Source organism: Sphingomonas sp. GW821-FHT09B04, from assembly GCF_059418285.1.
Map to the genome: position 1 here is coordinate 805858 of NZ_JBWKPO010000001.1, position 15365 is coordinate 821222.

Annotated in this window: 14 protein-coding genes; 1 reads left to right on the forward strand and 13 read right to left on the reverse strand. The window is 67.3% G+C overall.

The window, feature by feature from the left end:
• Position 1: 1 nt before the first annotated feature.
• The 4 genes from rsfS to AC07NK_RS04060 all read right to left on the reverse strand — a co-directional run bounded on the left by rsfS (position 2) and on the right by AC07NK_RS04060 (position 3408).
• Positions 2-400 (reverse strand): ribosome silencing factor, encoded by a 399-nt coding sequence (gene rsfS, locus AC07NK_RS04045; protein ID WP_495169272.1) that lies wholly within the window; start codon positions 398-400, stop codon positions 2-4.
• Entirely contained in the window at positions 397-1032 is a 636-nt protein-coding gene (locus AC07NK_RS04050) for a nicotinate-nucleotide adenylyltransferase (protein ID WP_495169631.1), read from the reverse strand. The genes rsfS and AC07NK_RS04050 overlap by 4 nt, the downstream gene beginning before the upstream one ends.
• A complete protein-coding gene (locus AC07NK_RS04055) occupies positions 1029-2075 on the reverse strand; it encodes an aldo/keto reductase (RefSeq protein WP_495169273.1) in 1047 nt (348 codons plus the stop codon). Before AC07NK_RS04055 ends, AC07NK_RS04050 begins: the two co-directional genes overlap by 4 nt.
• Positions 2076-2139: 64 nt before the next feature.
• On the reverse strand, positions 2140-3408 hold the full coding sequence (locus tag AC07NK_RS04060) for a glutamate-5-semialdehyde dehydrogenase (protein WP_495169274.1): 1269 nt from the start codon (positions 3406-3408) through the stop codon (positions 2140-2142).
• Positions 3409-3481: 73 nt separating this feature from the next.
• Here AC07NK_RS04060 and AC07NK_RS04065 point away from each other — a divergent pair, with 73 nt between their 5' ends.
• Entirely contained in the window at positions 3482-4540 is a 1059-nt protein-coding gene (locus AC07NK_RS04065; protein ID WP_495169275.1) for a DUF3667 domain-containing protein, read from the forward strand.
• Here the strand turns inward: AC07NK_RS04065 and AC07NK_RS04070 are convergent.
• From AC07NK_RS04070 to AC07NK_RS04110, 9 genes are all read right to left on the reverse strand, one after another.
• Complete coding sequence (locus AC07NK_RS04070; protein WP_495169276.1) at positions 4537-5469, reverse strand: DUF2268 domain-containing putative Zn-dependent protease; 933 nt, start codon at positions 5467-5469, stop codon at positions 4537-4539. The genes AC07NK_RS04065 and AC07NK_RS04070 overlap by 4 nt on opposite strands.
• Positions 5451-5828 (reverse strand): hypothetical protein, encoded by a 378-nt coding sequence (locus tag AC07NK_RS04075; RefSeq protein ID WP_495169277.1) that lies wholly within the window; start codon positions 5826-5828, stop codon positions 5451-5453. The genes AC07NK_RS04070 and AC07NK_RS04075 overlap by 19 nt, the downstream gene beginning before the upstream one ends.
• Before the next feature lie 260 nt (positions 5829-6088).
• Entirely contained in the window at positions 6089-8044 is a 1956-nt protein-coding gene (gene ftsH / locus AC07NK_RS04080) for an ATP-dependent zinc metalloprotease FtsH (protein ID WP_495169278.1), read from the reverse strand.
• Positions 8045-8114: 70 nt separating this feature from the next.
• Complete coding sequence (gene tilS / locus AC07NK_RS04085) at positions 8115-9107, reverse strand: tRNA lysidine(34) synthetase TilS (protein WP_495169279.1); 993 nt, start codon at positions 9105-9107, stop codon at positions 8115-8117.
• Positions 9108-9111: 4 nt separating this feature from the next.
• On the reverse strand, positions 9112-10044 hold the full coding sequence (locus AC07NK_RS04090; protein WP_495169280.1) for a tetratricopeptide repeat protein: 933 nt from the start codon (positions 10042-10044) through the stop codon (positions 9112-9114).
• Between the two features lie 80 nt (positions 10045-10124).
• On the reverse strand, positions 10125-11066 hold the full coding sequence (locus AC07NK_RS04095) for a helix-turn-helix domain-containing protein (RefSeq protein ID WP_495169281.1): 942 nt from the start codon (positions 11064-11066) through the stop codon (positions 10125-10127).
• 127 nt (positions 11067-11193) lie between these two features.
• On the reverse strand, positions 11194-13473 hold the full coding sequence (gene ptsP / locus AC07NK_RS04100) for a phosphoenolpyruvate--protein phosphotransferase (RefSeq protein WP_495169282.1): 2280 nt from the start codon (positions 13471-13473) through the stop codon (positions 11194-11196).
• Positions 13474-13569: 96 nt separating this feature from the next.
• The gene (locus AC07NK_RS04105; protein ID WP_495169283.1) at positions 13570-14271 is read right to left on the reverse strand and encodes a hypothetical protein; all 702 of its coding nucleotides are present in this window, start codon (positions 14269-14271) and stop codon (positions 13570-13572) included.
• A gap of 58 nt (positions 14272-14329) precedes the next feature.
• Positions 14330-15349 (reverse strand): NAD(P)H-dependent flavin oxidoreductase, encoded by a 1020-nt coding sequence (locus AC07NK_RS04110; protein ID WP_495169284.1) that lies wholly within the window; start codon positions 15347-15349, stop codon positions 14330-14332.
• Between the last annotated feature and the right edge of the window lie 16 nt (positions 15350-15365).

The following is a 15365-nucleotide window of genomic DNA, read 5'->3' on the forward strand; positions in this document are numbered from 1 at the left end:
CTCAGGCGTTGCCGACGGGCGGCGCGTCGCCGAACGCCCACATGCGCTCGAGATTGTAGAAGCTGCGCACTTCGGGCCGGAACAGGTGGACGATCACGTCTCCGGCATCGATCAGCACCCAGTCGGCGGTGGGCAGACCCTCGATTCGTGGGCTGCGGCCGAACTCGGCCTTGATCTTCTCGGACAGCTTCTGGGCCATCGATGCGACCTGTCGCGTCGATTTGCCGCTGGCGACGACCATATAGTCGGCGATGCTGCTCTTGCCCGCGAGCGGGATCGAGACGGTTTCGACCGCCTGATCGTCGTCGAGCGAAGTCAGGATGAGCTTGTGCAGCGCGTCTGCCTCGTTCGGGGAACCTTTGGGTTCGGGACTACGCGAAACATTAGGCGTGGCGTTCAAGTCTGCTCCTGGCGCCCGGAGACGCGCGTGCTGTGATGTGGGGACGGCGCAAAGCGCCGGTGCCAGGCGGGATCGGCGGCACGAAGCCGTGTCGCCGAAGTCGTGTCAGGGCGGAAGCGCAACAGCACCAGTGCCGGCAAACTCCACTTCGTCCAGTTCTTCGCCTGGCCTGCGGGCCGCACGTAGCGCCGCAGCCAGCCCATGGCAGGACTTGCATGGGCGTCGCGATCATAGCCCGGCCGCGCGATCACCGCAATCGGAACCTGTTGTGCGATCCGCCGCCAGCCTTTCCATTGGTCGAACTGGCCAAGATTGTCGGCACCCATCAGCCAGATGAAGCGGTGCTTTGGGTAAAGTTGCGGTAATTTGGTGAGCGTGTCGACGGTGTAGCGGGTCTTGAGCCGCTTCTCGACTGCGGTCGGCCGGATCGGCGCGTGCTTCGCCATTGCGCGGGCCGAAGCCATTCGCACCGCGAACGGGGCCATGCCCGCGGCTTCCTTGAGCGGATTGCCGGGTGAGACCATCCACCACACCTCGTCCAGCCCCAGCGCGCGCAGGGCGTGGAGCGAGATCGCCCGGTGCCCGCGATGCGCCGGGTTGAACGACCCGCCAAGGAGACCGATGCGTTTCAGCGTGCCGTACCCGTCGGCGGCGCGCCGGCCGCGCCGCCGCGGCGATACTCTCCCTGTCGTGCAATCATCCAGCCGGGATATTCGGGCGGCAGCGCGCTCGCGGCGTCGAGCGCCGCGACCTCATCGGCGCCAAGCCGCAGTTCGGCGGCGGCGAGGTTGTCGGCGAGCTGATCGGGCCGCTTTGCACCGGCGATGATGTTGGTCACCTCGGGCCGCTGGAGCAGCCAGGCGAGCGCGACTTGCGCCACCGACACGCCATGCGCCGCCGCGACCGGCTCCATCGCGTCGAGCACCGCGTCGCCGCGCGCCATGTTCACCGGCGGGAAGTCGAACCCGGCGCGACGGCCACCATCTGCGCCGTTGCGGTATTTGCCCGACAGATAGCCGCCCGCGAGCGGGCTCCATACCATCAAACCCAGGCCTTCGGACGCGATCATCGGGCCAATCTCGCGTTCGATGTCGCGTCCGGCAAGCGTGTAATAGGCCTGGACCGACTGGAAGCGCGCCATCTGGCGCCGTTCGGCGATGCCCAGCGCCTTCATGATCTGCCACGCGGCCCAGTTGGAGACGCCGACATAGCGGACGTCGCCCGCGCGGACGAGCGTGTCGAGCGCCTCGACCGTCTCTTCGACCGGCACCGCCGGGTCCCAGCCATGGATCTGGTAGAGGTCGATATAGTCGGTGCCGAGCCGCCTGAGGCTGGCATGCGCCTGCGCGACGATATGCTTGCGCGAAGTACCGCGGTTGTTCGGGCCGGGGCCCATCGGCCCCATCACCTTGGTCGCCAGCACCAGCTCATCGCGGTCGAGGCCGAGGTTGCGGATCGCCTGACCCGTAATCTCCTCCGACATCCCCTCCGAATAGACGTTGGCGGTGTCGACGAAATTGACCCCGGCGTCGACCGCCGCCCTGACCAGCGCATCGGCGTCGCCCTGTCCCAGATCGCCGATGCGGGCAAACGCGCCCTGACCGCCAAAGGTCATGGTGCCGAGGCAGATTTCGGAGACGAACAGGCCGGTGCGGCCGAGCGGCTTCATGCGCATGGGGCGATCCTTTCGGGAAGAGGGACGCGCGTCAGATAGGGATGCGGCGGCCTTCTTCCAGATCCTATGGCCGCGTCTGTCCGGTCCCGCGCACCACCCATTTGTACGTCGTCAGCCCCTCAAGCGCGACCGGGCCGCGGGCGTGGAGGCGACCGGTGGCGATGCCGATCTCGGCGCCAAGCCCAAACTCGCCGCCATCGGCGAACTGGGTCGATGCATTCCACATCACGATCGCGCTGTCGACGCCGTTGAGGAAGCGCTCGGCGGTGGCGGCGTCCGCGGTGACGATGGCGTCGGTATGGTGCGACCCGTGCGCGGCGATATGCGCCATCGCGCCGTCGACGCCGTCGACGCGCTTCACCGACAGGATCGAATCGAGATACTCGGTGTCCCAATCCTCGGTATTGGCCGCGACTACGCGTGGTTCGATGGCGCGGATATCGGCGTCGCCGCGCAGCTCGCATCCGGTATCGGCGAGCGCCGACAGGATCGGCGCGGGATCGGCGAACGCCGTGTCGATCAGCAAAGTCTCGGTCGCGCCGCAAATGCCGGTGCGGCGCATTTTGGCGTTGACCGCAAGCTCGCGCGCCATCTCCGGATCGGCGGCACCGTCGATATAGGTGTGGTTGATCCCGTCGAGATGCGCGAGCACGGGCACGCGCGCTTCCTCCTGCACGCGCGCGACGAGGCTCTTGCCGCCGCGCGGGATGATCAGGTCGATCGCGCCATCGGCCTTGAGCATCGCGCCCACCGCCGCACGATCGGTGGTGGGGACGAGCTGGACCGCGTCTTGCGGCAGCCCGGCATCGGCAAGGCCGCGCGTAAAGGCGGCGTGGATCGCGCGGTTGCTGTGCACTGCCTCCGACCCGCCGCGCAGGATCGTTGCATTGCCGCTCATCACGCACAAAGCCGCGGCGTCGGCGGTGACGTTGGGGCGGCTTTCATAGATGATGCCGATCACCCCGATCGGTACGCGCACGCGGGTTAGTTCAAGACCGTTGGGCCGCTCGCTGCGGCTGATCGTCTCGCCCACCGGATCGATGAGCGCGGCGACCGCCTCGACCCCCGCTGCGGCACCCTCGAGTCGGCCGGGATCGAGCCGCAACCGGTCGAGCATCGCGCCCGAAAGCCCGTTCGCCTCACCCGCCGCGACGTCCTGCGCGTTCGCCGCAAGGATCGCGTCGGCATCCGCGCGGATCGCAGCAGCGGCGGCGCGCAGCCCTTCGGCCTTGCGCGGCGCCGGCAGCCCAGCGAGCGTCACAGCGGCAGCGCGGGCGCGTGCGCCCATGCCGGTGATCAGGGCTGCAGGCGAGGTTTCGGCGATCGTGTCCATATATCGCGGCTAACATGGGTCAGGGCGAAAGTCCCTATCGCCTCTGCTTTCGCACTTTGTTAGGTGGGCTTTCATGGGGGAATTTGACGCAGCCGGGGAAGTCGTGAGCGGGGCACTGCTGGGCCGCGCCGTCGAGAGTCATCGTGGCGAGGCCGGGCATGGGGGTCATGGGGGCATCTGCCTCAACTGCGGCACCACGCTGACCGGGCCTTATTGCCACCGCTGCGGACAGACGGGGCATGTCCACCGAACGATCGGCGCGATCTGGCACGAGATCCTGCACGGCGTCGTCCATTTCGAGGGCAAGCTGTGGAACACGCTGCCGATGCTCTGCCTGCGTCCGGGCGAGCTGACGCGCCGCTACATCCATGGCGAGCGCGCGCGGTTCGTCTCGCCGATGGCGATGTTCCTCTTCTCGGTCTTCATGATGTTCGCGGTGCTCCAGATCATGGGCATTTCCGCGCCGACGCAGGTCGGCACCGCCGCGCAGTTCGAAACGACGTTGAGCTTCGCCAGGCAGAACACCGAAAGCGATCTTGCCGATGCGCGCGAGGCGCGTGCGCGGGCAGAGCCGGGCAGCGAGCGTGCAGAGAAGCTTGACCGCAAGATCGCCGGATTGTCGCGGAGTCTGAGCGAGATCAAGCGCATTCCGGTGGACCTCGCCAAGACGAGCAGCACGGGGCTGGGCTTCAAGACCGGCTGGAAGCGGCTCGACAAGGGGATCGACAAGGCCAACCAGAATCCCGGCCTTGCGCTCTACAAGCTCCAGACCAACAGCTATAAATTCAGCTGGGCGCTGATCCCGCTGTCGATCCCGTTCGTGTGGCTGCTGTTCTTCTGGAGGCGGCGCTACAAGGGCTACGACCACGCGGTGTTCGTGACCTATTCGCTGTCATTCATGTCGCTGCTGTCGATCGTGCTGACGATCGCGGGCGGACTGGGACTGGCCATGGACGCCATTGCGACGGCGGCGTTGGTGATTCCGCCGGTCCATATTTTCTTCCAGCTGAAGGGCGCCTATCGCCTGGGCAGATGGGGCGCGCTGCTGCGCACCTTCATCCTGCTCATCTTCATCACATTGATCCTGCCGATCTTCCTGCTGCTGCTGCTCGGCCTGGGATTGACCGGCTAGGGGAGCTTGATCCCGGGCTTCCAGCCGCTCGCGGTGAGGAACGCTTTGGGATCGCGCAGCTCGATGATGTCGCGCACCGCCGCGCGCTTGTCCTTGGCGCGGGCGTAATAGGCCTTGGCGATGCGATAGCCGACCCAATAGCCCAGATCGCCCGGCCAGTCGGGTGTGCCGCGCCCGTTATACAGCCACCGCGACCCCTCGGCAGGCTTGTCGATATCATCGAGGAAGCCCGCCTCGAACATGGCTTCGCGCTTGTGGGTGATGCGCGCCAGATGCTGATAGCTGACCGAACCTGACATCAGCTCGCCGATAAACTCGGCGCCGCCTTCGATCAGCGTGGCCTTGAGCACGGTCGTGCCCTTCTCGTCGTCCGATCCTGCAGCGGCCTGCTGCACATGGACATATTCGTGCGCGATGACATGGACGAACCGGTCCTGCGGGTTAGCGACCATGAAATCGGCGGCGCATAGCGCCTCGAGCCCGATCATCACGCCGTCCGCATTGGCGGTTCCCACCGGCTTGCCACGGCCGATCGCCAGCGTCACCGGGGGCAGGCGGGCATCGGGATAGAGCGTGCGCATCTTGCCGAGGCTGGCGGCCAACCGGTTGCGGATAGCGGGAAGCTGCGCCGCGCAGCCGCGCGCCTTGACATAGAGGTCGGGCTGAGCGGCGAGGGTCGCGGCGATCCGGTCTGCGGTGATCCGGCGCATCTTGATGAACGCCACGAAGCCGTCACTGGCATGATCGAGATAGTCGCGCTGGATCCGCGCCGCATCGGGCTTGCCGTCGGTCGCGTCGTACAGCGCATAGAAACGGTCGACATCCGCGGTGCGGATTTCCGGTCCCGGCGCACTCGCGGCGGGCAGCAGCGCCAGAACGCTGGCAGCAAGAACGATACGGATCACCTGGGTCAGCTCCGGCAGGGCCAACGGCGCTTCATGATGATGTAGAAGGCGGTCTTCATGCTCATCGACCGCTGGTGCGGCGGAATTTGTTCGAGTTCGGCAAGAAAGGCTGCCGGCTTGATCTTCGCAGCTTCGCTGCCCTCAGGTGGCGGGCAGCTGTGCGGCGGGCGGCCGGCGGCCTGATCGGCGCGCAGATCGGCGCGATAGCTGGTCGCCACCGACTTGATCTCGGCCTTCACCGGCGCAAGGTCAGACGAGAACAGCGCAAACGGCCCTTTGGCCTTGAGTGCGCGCGCCTTGACCAGAAATTCCTCTACCGTCATCGCCTGCGCGCTCGCCGGTATCAACGCGACCGCACAGGCAATCAGCCACACATGCTTCATGCAACCCCCCAACATTCGCCTGCGACCGATATCGGCCCCTTCTCAGCCGCAGCGCTCCGCCAAGCTTGCCGTGATTTGACGCGCGTTCAAGCATGATTCGCAGGGAAAAGGACTTTACCGGCCTGCGCGTACCCTGACGGCCGGGCGTGCCGTCATCGCATTCAGGCGCCACCGTGCAGCCCGATGCGGATGCCGCCAAAAACGATGCGGCCCGCGCTCATCACGCGGGCCGAACCGAATTCAATGGAGAAGCAAAACCGTTATGCGCCCTGAGGCGCCGGGTTCCCGAACGGCCCCTTGGGGCGGCGCGTCTTCGGGATTGACGTGCCCGCGGTCGCCGCCGGCCCCTTGAGCGTTGCCGGATCGGGCCGGCCGATATCACCATCGGCAAGCAGCTTCTTGATTTCGTCGCCGGAGAGGGTTTCGTATTCGAGCAGCGCACCGGCAAGCGTATGGAGCTGGTCGAGATGCTCGGTCAGCAGCTGGCGTGCACGGGTCAGGCCGCCTTCGACCGTCGCGCGGATCTCGTGATCGATTAGCTGCTGGGTCTCGTTCGACATGTGCCGCGGCTGCGACGCCGAATAGCCGAGGAACGATTCGCCCTCGGGCTGGGCGTATTCGACCGGGCCGACCTTGTCCGACATGCCCCATTTCGTGATCATGTCCCGCGCAAGGCCGGTGGCATACTGAATGTCGCCGGATGCGCCCGACGAGACCTTGTCGTAACCGAAGATCACTTCCTCGGCGACGCGGCCGCCCATCGCTACGGCGAGGTTCGCGTACATCTTGTCGCGGTGATAGCTGTACGAATCCCGCTCGGGCAGGCGCATGACCATGCCCAGCGCGCGGCCGCGCGGGATGATCGTCGCCTTGTGGATCGGGTCCGACGCCGGCTCGTGCAGGCTGACGATGGCGTGGCCGGCCTCGTGATAGGCGGTCATCCGCTTCTCGTCGTCGGTCATGACCATCGAACGCCGCTCGGCGCCCATCATCACCTTGTCCTTGGCTTCTTCGAACTCCTGCATCGCGACGAGGCGCTTGCCTTTCCGCGCAGCCATCAGGGCGGCCTCGTTGACGAGGTTGGCGAGATCGGCGCCCGAGAAGCCCGGCGTGCCGCGCGCGATCGTGCGCGCATCGACGTCGGGCGCCAGCGGCACCTTCTTCATATGGACCTGCAGGATCTTGACGCGGCCCTCGATGTCGGGACGCGGCACCACGACCTGACGGTCGAAGCGGCCCGGACGCAGCAGCGCGGGATCGAGCACGTCGGGACGGTTGGTCGCGGCGACGATGATGATGCCTTCGTTCGCTTCGAAGCCGTCCATCTCGACCAGCAGCTGGTTCAGCGTCTGCTCGCGCTCGTCATTGCCGTTGCCGAGGCCCGCGCCGCGATGGCGGCCGACCGCGTCGATCTCGTCGATGAAGACGATGCAGGGCGCGCTCTTCTTGGCCTGTTCGAACATGTCGCGCACGCGGCTGGCGCCGACGCCGACGAACATTTCGACAAAGTCCGAGCCGGAGATGGTGAAGAACGGCACGCCGGCCTCGCCTGCGATCGCGCGGGCGAGCAGCGTCTTGCCGGTGCCGGGCGAGCCGACCAGCAGCGCGCCCTTGGGGATCTTGCCGCCGAGGCGGGCGAATTTGGTCGGATCGCGCAGGAACTCGACGACTTCCTCCAGCTCCTCGCGCGCTTCGTCGATGCCGGCGACATCGGCGAAGGTGACCTTGCCTTCCTTCTGCGTCAGCAGCTTGGCGCGCGACTTGCCGAAGCCCATCGCGCCCGAACCCGAGCCCTTCTGCATCTGGCGCAGCACGAAGAAGGCGATGCCGAGGAAGAGCAGGAACGGCAGCGAATTGTACAGCATGTACATCCAGATCGACGGGCTCTCTTCGGGCCGCGCGCTGATCGTCACGCCCTTGGCGCGCAGCGTCGGGATGAGCTGCGGGTCCGGCACCGTGTTGGTGCGGAACTTGCCTTCGTTGCTGAAGGTGCCGGTGATCACCGTCGGGCTGACGTTGACGTCCTTGACCTCACCGCCCTGAACCTTGTCGAGGAAGGTCGAATAGGGGATCGTCGAGCCGGTGGTCTGGCCCGGTTTCTCCATAAACGAGACGAACAGCGCAAGCGCCGCGAGGATGCCCACCCAGATGAGCAGGCTTTTCATCCAGGGATTGCCGTTATTCTCGGGGCCCTGCTGCTTGTCGTTGTCGTTCATTCCGATCCCGGTGCCATGATTCCCCGATAAGATAGGGTGTGGCAGGTTAATGGCAATGGAACAGCTTCGATCAGAGTGATCGACGCGGTGGAGCGGGGGTGACGCGCCAGCGACCGTCGCGCTCGGGCGAAACCAGCACGCCCGCCTGTGTCGCGGCCTTTCGGGCCGCCAGCGCGTCGAGCAGCGCCTCGACATTGGCAGCGTCCGAAAAATCGGGTGCGGCGATTCCGTGTGCGGTCCGCACCGCCGTGATCGCATCGCGCACCAGCCGGCGCTGCATCTCGCGGGGCAGATTCTCCGCGCGCAGCAATCCCTTGCCCGGCGACCAGCGCTCGGTCCGGAGCATTTCGGCGAATGCGTCCAGCGCCGTCTCGGCCTCGCCGAGATACGCGGCGGACCGGGCAAGCGCCGCGGGATCGAGCAAGGGCTGATGCGCGAGGAAGTCGCGAAAGCGAGTCCGGTCGTGACGCGGGTCGGCGTTGGAGGGATCCTCCACCCAGCGCACGCCCGCGGCATGGACGATCTGGCGCAGATCGTCGCGCCGCCAGGTCAGCAGGGGCCGTAGCAGCAGCGTGTCATCCTCAAAGCGCCACGGCCGGATTCCGCTCAGCCCCGCGACGCCCGACGCGCGGTTGAGCCGCATCAGCAGCGTTTCGGCCTGATCGTCGGCATGGTGTGCGGTCAGCAATGCGCTGGCGCCCTGCGCCCATGCCGTCAGCGCCGCGTAACGCGCTTCGCGGGCCTGTTTCTGGATGCTGCTCCCGGCGATCGGCGCGATCGGCGCCAGCGTCGTGTGCGATACGTCCAGCCGCTCGCAGAGTTCGGCGACCAGCGCGGCCTCGGCGGCGGCTTCGGGGCGCAGGCCGTGATCGACCGTCGCGGCGATCACCCGGCCGGGAAAGGCGGTGGCGGCGAGTAGCAGCATCGCGACGCTGTCGGCGCCGCCCGATACGGCAAGCGCGATCGTTACGTCCCCGGGCAGAGCTTCGCCCGTCGCTTCGGCGAACAGCCGGCGAAGATCGCCGGCGAACCGCTCGACCCCCGCGGGATCGAGCGGATTCAAGCGCTTACTTGCACTTGCTGGCGGTGCGGCCGGTGGCGACATCTTTCTTCATCGCGTCGGAGATGCGGTCGCCATAGACCTGAGTCAGCTCGTCATAGACCTTGCAGACCTCGCTCGCCGGCTTCTTCATCTTCACCAGCGCCTGGGCGAGGTAGTAGAGCGAATCCGGCGCGCGCTCGCCGTTCGGCATCTTCTGATAGCTCTCGAAGAACGCGGTCGCGGCGAGCGCCGGCTTGCCCTGATCGAGCAGGGTGCGACCGAGCAGATTCTGCGAATAGCTGGCGCGGCGGTGCTTGGGGTATTTCTGGACGACGGTGCGCAGCTCGGGGATCGCCTTATCATACTGCTTCGCCTGCCACAGGCGATAGCCATAGACATAGCCGTCCTCGGCGGGATCGTCGGTCTTGGGGCGGTCGATCCCCGCCACAGGCGTCGCGGGCGTGGCCGGCGCGGTGGTGGCAGGGCCGCCAACCGCGGGGCGGGTGGGACGCGTGCCCGTCACCGGCTCTTCCTCGACCGCGGGCGCAGGACCTGCTTCGAGTGCCTTGAGCCGCGCATCGGTCGTGCGCTTGTACGCGTTGAACGCCTCTTCGAGCTGGCGCACGCGATACTGGGTCTGTTCGACCTGTCCGGTGATCGAGGAGAGCTGCGATTCCACCGCGCTGACGCGGGCGTTGAGGTCGGCCACCACACTGGTCGCGGGAATGCCCGGCGTACCCTGCTGCTGCTGGGGCGGCGTGATCTGCGGCTCGATCGTCTGGCCGGCACCGCCCGGGAACACCTTGCGCTGCACCGCGCGCATCTCGCGCTCCAGCCGGTCGACGCGACCTTCGATCCCGCCTGCGGCAGTGCCGCGGCTGGTCTGCGCCGTTGCCGGCATCGCCGCCAGTGCGGCCATCGCGCTGCCCAGCAACGCCATCTTTCCAATCAAACGCATCGATATCCCCGCCGGCGCTAACATCCTCAACGCCTTATACATCACATGCCGAATCTGTCGCCACGCTTTACCGCATGTGTTTACGGAGCGGTCGAGTTTCCGCCGGTCTGGGGTTCTGGCGTGACCGGCACCGGCTGCGCGGGCGGGTCAAAAGCAGGGCGGAAGGCCGGCGGCACCTGCTGCTGGCGCGCCCGCGGGCTTGCCGTCGCCGCGGGGGCTGGAGTGCCGGCCGTGGCTGCCGGGGTCGCACCCGTGCCGCGCGCCAGCAACGCCGTCGCGCTGATCGGCACATCCTTGATCGCACGGCCGGGCGTACCCAGCGGCGCGACGTCCGATCCGTTGACGCTTACGCGAACCGCCTCGGGCCGGCCGAGGTTGATCATCGGGCCATTGGCATCCTGCGGCACGTCGTAGCGCTCACCTGCCGCCATCTCTTTCTCGAACAGGCGCTTGCCGTCCGCGTCATAGATGCGCAGCCACACCGCCTCGGTCGCGGTCAGCGTGACCTGGCCGTTGCCCGTCACCGCTGCTGCGGGAGAAGGCGCGCTTTCCGGCGCCGTCACCGGTGTTTCGGTCGCCAGCGGTTCGGGCACGCTGCCGCTGCTGCGGAACAGGTCGGTGCCGTACCACAGGCCGACCGCCGCCAGCAGCAGGATCGCGATCACGGCACCCGCCCAGACCAGCCCGCTCGACGGCTCGCGCACCGGGTCCTGCGGGTCATAGCTTTCATAGACCTCGCGCGCGGCGAACATGCCCGATGTCTCTGCACGCAGTTCCTTGGCGAGCGCCACCTCGTCCGCGCCGATGGCGCGCGCGTAGGATTTGACGAACCCGACCGCATAGGTCGGCGAGGGCAGGCCCGAATAATCGGAGCTTTCGATCGCCTGCAAATGGCGAAGCGGAATCCGGGTGCGCGCGGCGATGTCGGACAGTTCGAGCCCCTGCGCCAGCCGCGCATCGCGCAGCTTTTCGCCGACCTTCTCTGGGAAGAGTGTCGGGTTCTCGCCGGGTTCGCCGTCCATTCAGTCTCTCTCCGGTCGCGCTGGGGGTTCGCCAGCGAAATGCAGGCCGTGCGGGGGTGTCCAACACCCGCCTGCCGCTGTCAACGCTGGCGGTGGGGAAAAAGCTGCAGAATTAGGGTCCAAAGCATCACGCCAGCTCGACCCCGTGATCCTCCGCCCATTGCTCGAGCGCCGCGCGCATGTCCTTCGGCGGATGAGCCAGCATCCCGGCCATCACGTCGATCAGCGCGGGCCGGTCGAGCGAGCGTACCATCGCCTTGATCGGCCCGACCGCGGCGGGGGTGATCGACAATCGCTCGATGCCAAGCCCGATCAGCGCCATCGCCTCCAGCGGCCGCCCGCCCATTTCGCCGCATACCGCCAGCGGTACGCCCGCTGCATTGGCTTCCAGCGTCACGCGGCGCAGGAAGCGCAGGATCGACGGGCTCAGCCAGTCATAGCGCACCGCCAGCTTGGGATGCGCGCGGTCGGCCGCGAACAGGAACTGGGTCAGGTCGTTGGTGCCCACCGACAGGAAATCGATATTGGGCAGCAGGATATCGAGCACCTCGGCCAGCGCCGGCACTTCCAGCATCGCGCCATAGCGGATGTGGATCGGCAATTTGTGCCCGCGTGCGTCGAGCCACGCCCGCTGGCTCTCGAACAGCGCGCGTGCCTGATCGAACTCCCAGGGTTCGGAGACCATCGGGAACATGACGTTGAGCGTGCGGCCGGCGGCGGCCTCGAGCAGCGCGCGCGCCTGCACCTTCATCAGGCCTTCGCGGTCGAGCGCCAGCCGCAGCGCGCGCCAGCCCATCGCCGGATTTTCCTCGTCGCCATTCTCGTCATGGTCGAGATAGGGCAGCGCCTTGTCCCCGCCGATATCGACGGTGCGGAAGGTGACCGGACGATCGCCCGCGGCGTCGAGCACGTCCTTGTACAGCCGCCGCTGGCTGTCGCGCTGGGGCAAAGTGGCGGAGACGAGGAACTGGAATTCGGTGCGGAACAGCCCGATCCCGTCGGCGCCGGTCAGGTCGAGCGCGGCGACATCGTCGCGCAGCCCGGCATTGACCATCACCGTGACGCGATGCCCGTCCTTCGTGACCGGCGCCTCGCTCTTGAGCGCAGCAAAGGCGGCGCGGCGCTTCTGCGTTACCAGCAGCTTGGCCTCGAACGCCTCGTCCATCGCGGCCGTGGGCCGGATGACCAGCGTATCCCCGGTCACGTCGACCAGCAGCCGGTCGCCCTCGGCGATCAGGCGGCGGACATCCTTGACGCGGCCCAGCACCGGTACGCCCATCGCCCGCGCGACGATGGTGACATGCGCGGTCAGCGATCCTTCCTCGAGCACCACGCCCTTGAGGCGCCGGCGGTCATATTCGAGCAATTCGGCAGGGCCCAGATTGCGCGCGATCAGGATCGAATCCTGCCGCAGGCCCAATTGCGCGGCGGTGCCGAGCTGGCCCGAAACGATACGCAACAGCCGGTTGGACAGGTCCTCCAGATCGTGCATGCGTTCGCGCAGCAGCGGATCGTCGATCTGCCGCATCCGCATCCGCGTGCGCTGCTGGACGCGCTCGATCGCCGCCTCGGCGGTGAGGCCGGAATCGATCGCCTCGTTGATGCGGCGGCTCCAGCCTTCGTCATAGGCGAACATCTTGTAGGTCTCGAGGACCTCTTCATGCTCGCCGCCGCCGCCGAACTCGGCCTGGCTGGTCATGCGCTCGATCTGCTCGCGCATCTTGTCGAACGCGGCATAAACGCGGTGGCGCTCGGCCTCGATATCCTCGGCGACCGTATGCTCGATGATGATGCGCGGCTGGTGGAACACCGCGGCGCCCGCCGCCATCCCCTCGACCAGCTTGAACCCGGCCACCCGTGCGGTTCCGGTCGATTGCAGCCGCGTGGTTCCGCCGCCGCCCGCGGGGTCGATCAGCCCGGCATTGGCGATCAGTTCGGACAGCACCATCGCCACGGTCTGCAAGGCCTCGATCTCGACCTCGTCATATTTGCGCGGCTCGGCATGCTGGACCGCCAGCACGCCCACGGCGCGCTCCTTACGGATGATGGGCACGCCGGCATAGCTGTGGAAGCGATCCTCACCGGTTTCGGGGCGATAGGCGAAGTCGGGGTGGGCGGCGGCTTCATCGAGGTTCAATGTCTCGACATTCGCCGCGATCGTGCCGGTCAGCCCTTCGCCCAGCGCCAGCTTGGTGACATGGACGGCCTCCTGCGCGAGCCCGCGGGTCGCGAACAGCTCGAGCACGCCCTCGCGCAGCAGGTAGATCGAACAGACCTCGCTGTTCAGCGCCTCGCCGATGATATTGACGACCGAATTGAGTTTCGCCTGCGCCGCCGATCGCGACGCCATCACATCGTGCAGCCGTGTCAGGATTTCGCGGGCGGAGGCGGCGGCGGAAACGGGCATGATAGCGCGCTATCAGATCGGCGCGGGCGCGCCAATCGCTTCGGCGTTACCAACGATGTCAGCGTGGCTGTTCGATCGGCCCCACCGAACGCCGCGTCAGCGCGCGGCGAGGACGGTGCGCCCGCCGCCGGTGACCGTGGCGTTTGCGGTGAACACGGTGCGGTCATAGGTCAGTCTCGGCGTCGCCAGCGTGCCGGCGCGCCACGCCGCCAGATCGGTGCGATAGCTGTCATAACGCGCATAGAAATCGCCGAACGGCCGGTCGATCGCCGCCAGCGCGGTCCCGGCAAAGCCGTCGAGCGACCCCGCGGGCAATGCCGCCGCCTGATGCAGCAACGGTCCTGCCTGCGCGCAGAAGCGCGCCAGTACCGGCGGCTGCGCGAAATAATTGTAGAGCCGCGTCATCGCCGGATCGAACGACGCCATGCCGCCATGCTCGGCGGTCAGCGTGCGATGCGCCGTCGCCAGCGCCTGACGATGCGTGCTCAGCAGCTTGTTGTAGGTCGGCGCGAGGCTGGTGTCGGGACAGCTCAGCGCAGCGACGTTGAACGCTGCGCGCAAATGCCAGACGGCGCCGGCCGCGGAGACGTTGCGGTTGGGGGTGGCGAAGCTGCCATCGCCAAGCTTTGCCGGGATCGTCAGCCCTGCCGCCGCGCCATCGGGCGGCAGCGGCGCAGTGATCCGGACGGGTGCGGGGCCCGGCACCGGGATCGGCGCAGGGCCCGCAACCTGTTTCTGCCCGGCGCACCCGGCAAGGGCGGCCAGGGCGGCAAGCGAAGCAAGGACGCGGTACGACATACCGCCATCCCATCAGGAGAAGGTAAAATTGACGTTAACCGCGGCGCGGCGCCGGTTTTCAGGCCGCGCGCTTTTCCAGCGCGTGCGCGGCTTCGGCCATCAGCTGGGCGATGATCTCGGCGACCGGCTCTTCCTTCGTGACCATGCCCACCGACTGGCCCGCCATCAGCGATCCGTTGTCGACATCGCCCTCGATCACCGCGCGGCGCAGCGCGCCCGCCCAGTAATGCTCGATCTGGAGCTGGGCTTCCATCATCTCGACCTTGTTCTCGTCGAGCAGCTGCGCGACTTCGCGCTGCTTGGCGGTAAACAGCTCGGACGACGCGTTCTTGAGCGCGCGTACCGGGATCACCGGCAGGCGCGGATCGATCTGCACGCTGGCGACGGCGTCGCGCGCCGAAGCGCGGAAGAACGCCTTCTTGAAATTGGGGTGGGCGATGCTCTCGGTCGCGCAGGCGAAGCGCGTGCCGAGCTGGACGCCCGCCGCGCCCTGATCGAGATAGCCGGCGATCGCCTCGCCGCGGCCGATTCCGCCCGCGACGAACACCGGCACCTGCTCGGCGACCTCGGGCAGGATTTCCTGCGCGAGCACGCTGGTCGACACCGGACCGATATGCCCGCCGGCTTCCATGCCCTCGACCACCAGCGCGTCGACGCCCGACCGGATCAGCTTCTTGGCAAGGCTGAGCGCGGGCGCGAAGCAGATCAGCTTGGCGCCATTGCCCTTGATCGCATCAAGGCTGCCCGCAGGCGGCAGTCCGCCCGCCAGCACGATGTGCGAAACATTGTGCTTCGCGCACACCGCGATCAGGTCGAACAGCATCGGGTGCATGGTGATCAGGTTGACGCCGAACGGCTTGTCGGTCAGCGCCTTGGTCGCGGCAATCTCGGCGTCGAGCTGCTCGGGGTTCATCGCGCCGCACGCGATCAGGCCGAAGCCGCCCGCGTTCGAGATCGCGGAGACGAGGTTGCGCTCGCTCACCCATGACATCGCGCCGCACAGGATCGCGGTCTTGCTGCCCAGAAACTCGATGCCGCGCGCCATGCGGCGCTGAAGGCGCTCTTCCCCAATGCTCATCGCGATGCCCTAGCCT

What these genes read in the sequence shown, in the direction of transcription:
- AC07NK_RS04055 (WP_495169273.1), bottom strand. Translation starts at nt 2,075, where the DNA reads ATGCGCATGAAGCCGCTCGGCCGCACCGGCCTGTTCGTCTCCGAAATC.
- AC07NK_RS04060 (WP_495169274.1), bottom strand. Translation starts at nt 3,408, where the DNA reads ATGGACACGATCGCCGAAACCTCGCCTGCAGCCCTGATCACCGGCATG.
- AC07NK_RS04065 (WP_495169275.1), top strand. Translation starts at nt 3,482, where the DNA reads ATGGGGGAATTTGACGCAGCCGGGGAAGTCGTGAGCGGGGCACTGCTG.
- AC07NK_RS04075 (WP_495169277.1), bottom strand. Translation starts at nt 5,828, where the DNA reads ATGAAGCATGTGTGGCTGATTGCCTGTGCGGTCGCGTTGATACCGGCG.
- ftsH (WP_495169278.1), bottom strand. Translation starts at nt 8,044, where the DNA reads ATGAACGACAACGACAAGCAGCAGGGCCCCGAGAATAACGGCAATCCC.
- AC07NK_RS04090 (WP_495169280.1), bottom strand. Translation starts at nt 10,044, where the DNA reads ATGCGTTTGATTGGAAAGATGGCGTTGCTGGGCAGCGCGATGGCCGCA.
- AC07NK_RS04095 (WP_495169281.1), bottom strand. Translation starts at nt 11,066, where the DNA reads ATGGACGGCGAACCCGGCGAGAACCCGACACTCTTCCCAGAGAAGGTC.
- ptsP (WP_495169282.1), bottom strand. Translation starts at nt 13,473, where the DNA reads ATGCCCGTTTCCGCCGCCGCCTCCGCCCGCGAAATCCTGACACGGCTG.
- AC07NK_RS04105 (WP_495169283.1), bottom strand. Translation starts at nt 14,271, where the DNA reads ATGTCGTACCGCGTCCTTGCTTCGCTTGCCGCCCTGGCCGCCCTTGCC.
- AC07NK_RS04110 (WP_495169284.1), bottom strand. Translation starts at nt 15,349, where the DNA reads ATGAGCATTGGGGAAGAGCGCCTTCAGCGCCGCATGGCGCGCGGCATC.